This is a genomic window from Microbacterium sp., from assembly GCF_052102115.1.
In the GTDB taxonomy this organism is placed as follows: domain Bacteria; phylum Actinomycetota; class Actinomycetes; order Actinomycetales; family Microbacteriaceae; genus Microbacterium.
In genome coordinates this window covers 1-5,972 of the sequence record NZ_JBQDVP010000087.1, presented here as the reverse complement: position 1 = coordinate 5,972, position 5,972 = coordinate 1, and the positions used below count along the sequence as shown (strand labels likewise).

Sequence of the window (5,972 nt, the reverse complement as noted above, 5' to 3'; positions counted from 1 at the left end):
GACGACGAAGAGGACAAGGACGACGAGCTCTGATTCACAGACGAGCGTCGACGATCCAATCCTGTTCGAGTGCGAGCAGTGTCGAATCTGTGGTCATGAGAGACATCCGCTCGCAGCTGGCCTGTGCGAGCAGTAACCGATCGAACGGGTCGTGACGAACGAGGGAATCGAACGTCAAGACGCTGGCGGCGTGCTCTGAGCGCAACGGCAGCTCGGTCAGCCCCGACGCTCGGAAGATCTCCGGAAAGGCATCGCCACCGGGCAGCGAAACACGGCCGAGCATGTGCTTGATCGCGATCTCCGTGACCGAGATCGACGAATAGTGAACGCGCGGCTCTGCCTCGAGCCGTCTGCGGCTGCGCATCCCCAGGCGGGGGCTGTCGTGGACCAGCCAGATCAGAGCGTTCGTATCGAGGAGCATCAGACGCGCTCGCCGTAGAAGAGCTCGTTGATCTCTTCATCCACGCCGTCGAACACCGCCGGATCGTGCTCGGCCTCACCTGCGGCGAGTCCGTAGACGACGGTCAGCTCACGATGGGCGACCAGGTCGACGACGGGATGTCCCGCGCGTGCGATCGTGACCGTCTCGCCTTCGAGCACTTTGGCGATCAGCGCCGAGAGCTGACTTTTGGCTTCGTGCACGTTCACCTGGATCATGCGTCTAGTCTAGCTAAGTCTGGCTAGGATGTGGTGCGGGCGTAGACTGGCGCGATGGACTTCACCGAGGCGCAGGCCGTGGCATCCCGTTTTGAGGTTCTTGATGAGTCGGGATCGACGAACGCGGCACTGCGGGTGCTCTCAGCGGACGCCGTTGCGTGGCCCCACTTGTCGGTGCTGGTGACCGACAATCAGACGGCGGGGCGCGGGCGGCTCGACCGGTCGTGGGAGACACCGGCCGGCTCGGCGCTCGCCGTCTCGGTGCTGCTGCGCGACCTGCCGACGGATCCGGGCGCGATGGGCTGGATCCCGCTGGTCGCGGGGCTCGCCATGGCGGATGCCGTCACCGTCCAGCTCGCCCGTCACGACGTCGGCGTCAAGTGGCCCAACGATGTGCTGGTCGACGGGCGCAAGATCTCGGGCATCCTCGCCGAGTCGACGGGCGATGCCGTTGTGCTCGGTGCCGGTGTGAACACGGCGATGACGGCCGAGCAGCTGCCGGTGCCGACCGCCACTTCTTTCGCAGCCCTCGGAGAGATCGCCGATGAGGGCCGGCTCGTCGCCGACTATCTGCGTCGGCTCGAAGGGCTGCTCTCCGCGCTCGCCGCGGGGAACGACGCCGACCGCAGCAGCGTGCACGCGGCGGTTTCGGCGCGGTGCGCGACCCTCGGCCGCGACGTCGAGGTCGCCCTGCCGGACGGGTCGACGCTGCGCGGCACCGCGACCCGGCTCGAAGACGACGGACGACTCTGCGTCGACAGCGACGGCTCGGAGCAGATCGTCGCTGCGGGCGACGTGGTGCACGCCCGGCTGGCGTGACGCTTCGTCGGCCGGGAGCCCGATCTGCTTGTGCAAGTGTGTACACAAAGGCTACGTGTGCTACCATATACACTATGGATACTGTGACGAGCGAGGTATCGACGCGCGAGTTGCGCAGTCAGCTCTCAGACGTACTCGGACGCACGATGTACGCAGGTGAGCGCATCGGTGTGACTCGAAACGGAAAGCTCGCCGCTGTGATGGTGAGCGTGGCCGATCTGGAAGCGCTTGAAGAGTTCGAGATGGTGCAGGACGTCGCCGCTTACCGTGAGGCTAAAGCCTCTGATGACGGCTCCCGCGTCACGCTGGATGAGCTGCGGGCCGACCTCGCCTCATGAGCTATAGCGTCGACTTCACCGCGGCCGCGGCGCGGCAAGTGAAGAAGATGCCACGACCTGCACGCGATCGCGTACTCGATGCGATCAATACCTTGGCTGACACCCCTCGACCCCATGGTGCGAAGAAACTCGTCGGCGAGAAGAGAGCCTGGCGCATACGGGTCGGTGATTACCGAGTGATCTATGACGTGTTCGATGCACAGTTGGCCGTCACGATCGTGCGGGCTGCGCATCGCCGGGAAGTCTATGACCGGTAGTGACACCGGACACGCCGTCAGTGCGCGGGCGTTGTCGGCGGCTGAGGGCACAATGGAGCCATGACACAGCCCGTGAGTCTGGGGGGACGGCCCATGATGCCGCCGCCGGGCGCGCCAGCCGAAGAGCGACTCATCGCGCGCTTCCGCAGTCAGGCACGCGGGCTGCTGTGGTCGTCGCTGCTGCTGATCGCCGTGTGCGGTGCGACGGCGTTCTTCTACGACAACCTTCCCGACGGGTTCCAGAACTGGATGCTGCTCGCCGTCGCGGCCGTGCTCATCGTCGTGGGCGTCGTGATCCCGTACTTCGTGTGGTTCTCCCGCACGTACACGGTGACGACGCGGCGGGTCATCGTCCGCCAGGGCATGGGTGCGCGCAAGCGCCGTGAGATCTCGCACGTGCGGGGCTACACGATCGGGGTGCATCGCGGCATCCTCCAGCGGATGCAGGGAGCCGGGACGATCACGCTCTCGAACGGCATGGACACGGCGCTGCAGCTCGTGAACGTGCCGAACGTCACGCTGGTGCACGAGGCGCTCGCCGACCAGATCGAGGTCAATCAGATCCTCGCCCACCGCGACGCCCAGTCGCTGGGAGACACCGACCGCTCCTGATCCGCCACCCACTCGACTCGAAACCCTCGCCGCCATACGAAAGAATGGAACCCGACGAACGGGAGAACCACATGGCGTTGCGCATCGGCGTGATCGGCGGCGGACAGCTGGCCAGGATGATGATCGCCCCGGCGGTCGAACTCGGGCTCGACATCCGCGTGCTCGCCGAGTCCGAGGGGATGTCGGCACAGCTCGCGGCGACGGCCGTGGGAGACTACCGCGACCTCGAGACAGTCCGGGCGTTCGTCACAGACGTCGACGTCGTCACGTTCGACCATGAGCACGTGCCGCAGGACGTCCTGCGCGCACTCGTGGCCGACGGCGTCGCCGTGCACCCTGGCCCGGACGCCCTGCGGTATGCCCAGGACAAGCTCGCCATGCGTGCCCGACTGGCTGAGCTCGGCATCCCGCAGCCCGACTGGGCGCGAGTGGCGAACGCCGACGAGCTGCAGGCGTTCCTCGACGATCACGGCGGCCGGGCGGTCGTGAAAACGCCGCGCGGCGGGTACGACGGCAAGGGTGTGCGACTCGTGCGCACCTCAGCCGATGCGGCCGACTGGTTCGAGCAGACGGCAGCGGATGACGCCCTGCTCGTCGAAGAGCTGGTGTCGTTCCGGCGAGAGCTCGCCCAGCAAGTGGCTCGGCGCCCCAGCGGTCAGATCGTCGCGTATCCCGTGGTCGAGACCGTGCAGCGCGACGGCGTGTGCGCCGAGGTCTTCGCCCCGGCGCCCGGTGCCGGCGACCGCCTCGTGCAGGTGGCCGAGGGCATCGGCCGGCAGATCGCCGAGGGGCTGGGGGTGACGGGGATGCTGGCTGTCGAGCTCTTCGAGACCGACGACGAGCGCGTTCTCGTCAACGAGCTGGCGATGCGCCCGCACAACAGCGGCCACTGGAGTCAGGACGGCGCCGTGACGGGCCAGTTCGAGCAGCACCTGCGGGCGGTCGCCGATCTGCCCCTGGGAGATCCGTCGCCGCGCGCGGCCTGGGCGGCGATGGTGAACATCCTCGGCGGGCCCGCCGACGGCTCCTTCGAGAGTCGTTTCGACGCGGCGATGTCCGAGCATCCGGACGCGAAGATCCACACATACGGCAAGCAGGCGCGCCCCGGTCGCAAGGTCGGGCACGTGAATGCGGCAGGCGACGATCTCGACGATGTCGTCTACACCGCCCGTGCTGCCGTCGATCACTTCCGCTGAGCCGCACCCCAGATCTCGCGCGCCGTTCAGCGGAACCCCGGGATTCAGACCGTACTCTGGGTGGGTGACTGAGCCACTGCACTCTTCTGCTGTGCCCGTCGTCGGTGTCGTGATGGGTTCCGATTCCGACTGGCGCGTGATGAGCGACGCCTCCCAGGCGCTCACCGAGTTCGGGATCCCGCACGAGGTCGAGGTCGTCTCCGCACACCGCACGCCCGACAAGCTCATGCAGTATGCGCGCGAAGCGCGTGGGCGCGGCATCCGGGTCATCATCGCCGGGGCCGGCGGCGCCGCGCACCTCCCGGGCATGCTGGCCTCGATGACGCCGCTTCCGGTCGTGGGCGTTCCGGTGCCGCTGGCGTATCTCGACGGCATGGATTCGCTGCTCTCGATCGTGCAGATGCCGGCCGGCATCCCCGTGGCGACCGTGTCGATCGGCGGTGCACGCAACGCCGGCATCCTGGCGACCCGCATTCTCGGGGCATCGGATGCCGCGATCGCCGACCGTATCGAGGACTATGCGCGGTCGCTCGAGGGGCAGGTCGCAGAGAAGAACGAACGGCTGAAGGGCTCCCTGTGAGCGTTGCCGCACCGCGCGCCACGGCGCGCGCAGGCCGACCGCTGATCGAGACGAGGCCGCTGCGCGACCCCGACTCGAGCGATTCGGCGGTCATGGGCCGACGCGGCTGGTGGCTGGTCGTGATGAACGTGCTCGTCCCCGGATCGGCGCAGGTGCTCTCCGGACGCAACCGTCGGCTCGGCCGCTTCGGGCTCGGTGCAACGCTGGTTTGCTGGCTGCTGATCATCGCCGTCGGCATCTTGGCCCTGGTGGCGCGACCGGCGATGATCTGGCTGGCCACCGGTCCGTTCTCGTGGCCGGTGCTGACGCTCGCGCAGGTGCTTCTGATCGGTTACGCGATCCTGTGGGTCGTGCTGACGTTCGACACGCTGCGTCTGGTGCGCCTGGTGAAGGTGCCGCCCATCTCGCGCATCGCCATTCCTGTGGTCGCCGTGCTCGTCGTCAGCCTGCTCAGCGGGGGAGCGGCATACGCCTCCACGGTCGTCGCATCCGGCCGAGGCGCGCTCGACAACATCTTCGGGCAGAGCGGGCCGAGTGTCGCGCCCGTCGACGGCTACTACAACATTCTGCTGCTCGGCGCCGATAGCGGCGACGGGCGCGACTCGATGCGCTTCGACAGCCTCTCGGTGGTGTCGGTCAACGCCGACACGGGGGCGGTGACGATCTTCGGCATCCCGCGCGAGCTGCCTGGCGCGCCGTTCAGCGACGGCAGCCCGATGCAGGCGCAGTATCCGAACGGGTTCGAGGGGCACTCCTCCTCGACGTGCGGATGGAATCCGTGGATGAACCACATCCGGTACGCCGCTGAGGTGTGCCGTGACGACGAGGGCGTCGAGCTCTACCCGGATGCTGCCGCGCACGGTTCCGCACCCGGCATCGAGGCGACCAAGGATGCCGCGGAGGGGATTCTCGGCATCGAGATCCCGTACTACGTCTTCATCGACATGAACGGGTTCGCCGACATGATCGACGCGCTCGGCGGCGTCGACATCGAGGCGACCGAGCGTCTGCCGAAGGGCGGCCCGCCCGAGGGATGGACGGGCACCGACGTCAATGAGTGGGCGATCGGATGGATCGAGCCCGGCCAGCAGCACATGGATGGCGACACGGCGCAGTGGTACGCGCGTTCGCGCTACACGACCAGCGACTGGGACCGCATGGAGCGCCAGCGGCAGCTGCAGGTCGCGATCCTCGAACAGTTCACCCCGCAGAACGTCCTCACCCGTTTCAACGACATTGCCGCCGCCGGAACCGTGCTGGTCGACACGGACCTTCCGAGGGACAAGCTGAGCGAGTTCTTCGGGCTCATGATGAAGGCGAAGGAGCAGCCGGTCACGACGATCGAACTGGTGCCCGAGAACGGTGTCGCCGAGCACGATCCCGACTACGCGTACATCCATGACCTCGTGACGCAGACGCTGCACCCGCCGACGCCCGAGCCGACCACGGAGCCCTAGGTGTGATGTCCAGGCAGGTTGTTGAGTCTGCTGATGGGCGGGCCTCCGACGGCGGA

Annotated in this window: 9 protein-coding genes; 7 read left to right on the top strand and 2 right to left on the bottom strand. The window is 67.4% G+C overall.

Annotated features, from left to right (window positions below; translation table 11 throughout):
- Positions 1–34: 34 nt before the first annotated feature.
- Together ACTICP_RS15495 and ACTICP_RS15490 are read right to left on the bottom strand one after the other, a co-directional pair.
- A complete protein-coding gene (locus tag ACTICP_RS15495; RefSeq protein ID WP_441893880.1) occupies positions 35–421 on the bottom strand; it encodes a type II toxin-antitoxin system VapC family toxin in 387 nt (128 codons plus the stop codon).
- On the bottom strand, positions 421–657 hold the full coding sequence (locus tag ACTICP_RS15490) for a type II toxin-antitoxin system Phd/YefM family antitoxin (RefSeq protein WP_441893878.1): 237 nt from the start codon (positions 655–657) through the stop codon (positions 421–423). The genes ACTICP_RS15495 and ACTICP_RS15490 overlap by 1 nt, the downstream gene beginning before the upstream one ends.
- 54 nt (positions 658–711) lie before the next feature.
- Here ACTICP_RS15490 and ACTICP_RS15485 point away from each other — a divergent pair, with 54 nt between their 5' ends.
- The 7 genes from ACTICP_RS15485 (at position 712) to ACTICP_RS15455 (ending at position 5,916) form a co-directional block, all read left to right on the top strand.
- Positions 712–1,476 carry a biotin--[acetyl-CoA-carboxylase] ligase gene (locus tag ACTICP_RS15485; RefSeq protein WP_441893876.1) on the top strand — a complete coding sequence of 255 codons (765 nt, stop codon included), beginning with the start codon at positions 712–714 and terminating at the stop codon, positions 1,474–1,476.
- Positions 1,477–1,550: 74 nt separating this feature from the next.
- Positions 1,551–1,814, top strand: coding sequence for a type II toxin-antitoxin system Phd/YefM family antitoxin (locus ACTICP_RS15480; protein WP_441893874.1), 264 nt, complete (start codon positions 1,551–1,553; stop codon positions 1,812–1,814).
- A complete protein-coding gene (locus ACTICP_RS15475) occupies positions 1,811–2,071 on the top strand; it encodes a type II toxin-antitoxin system RelE family toxin (RefSeq protein ID WP_441893872.1) in 261 nt (86 codons plus the stop codon). The genes ACTICP_RS15480 and ACTICP_RS15475 overlap by 4 nt, the downstream gene beginning before the upstream one ends.
- Positions 2,072–2,131: 60 nt before the next feature.
- Positions 2,132–2,683, top strand: coding sequence for a PH domain-containing protein (locus tag ACTICP_RS15470; protein ID WP_441893870.1), 552 nt, complete (start codon positions 2,132–2,134; stop codon positions 2,681–2,683).
- Positions 2,684–2,754: 71 nt separating this feature from the next.
- Positions 2,755–3,879 (top strand): 5-(carboxyamino)imidazole ribonucleotide synthase, encoded by a 1,125-nt coding sequence (locus ACTICP_RS15465; RefSeq protein WP_441893868.1) that lies wholly within the window; start codon positions 2,755–2,757, stop codon positions 3,877–3,879.
- Between the two features lie 112 nt (positions 3,880–3,991).
- On the top strand, positions 3,992–4,459 hold the full coding sequence (gene purE, locus ACTICP_RS15460) for a 5-(carboxyamino)imidazole ribonucleotide mutase (protein ID WP_441893882.1): 468 nt from the start codon (positions 3,992–3,994) through the stop codon (positions 4,457–4,459).
- A complete protein-coding gene (locus tag ACTICP_RS15455) occupies positions 4,456–5,916 on the top strand; it encodes an LCP family protein (protein ID WP_441893866.1) in 1,461 nt (486 codons plus the stop codon). The genes purE and ACTICP_RS15455 overlap by 4 nt, the downstream gene beginning before the upstream one ends.
- The last annotated feature ends 56 nt before the right edge of the window (positions 5,917–5,972 follow it).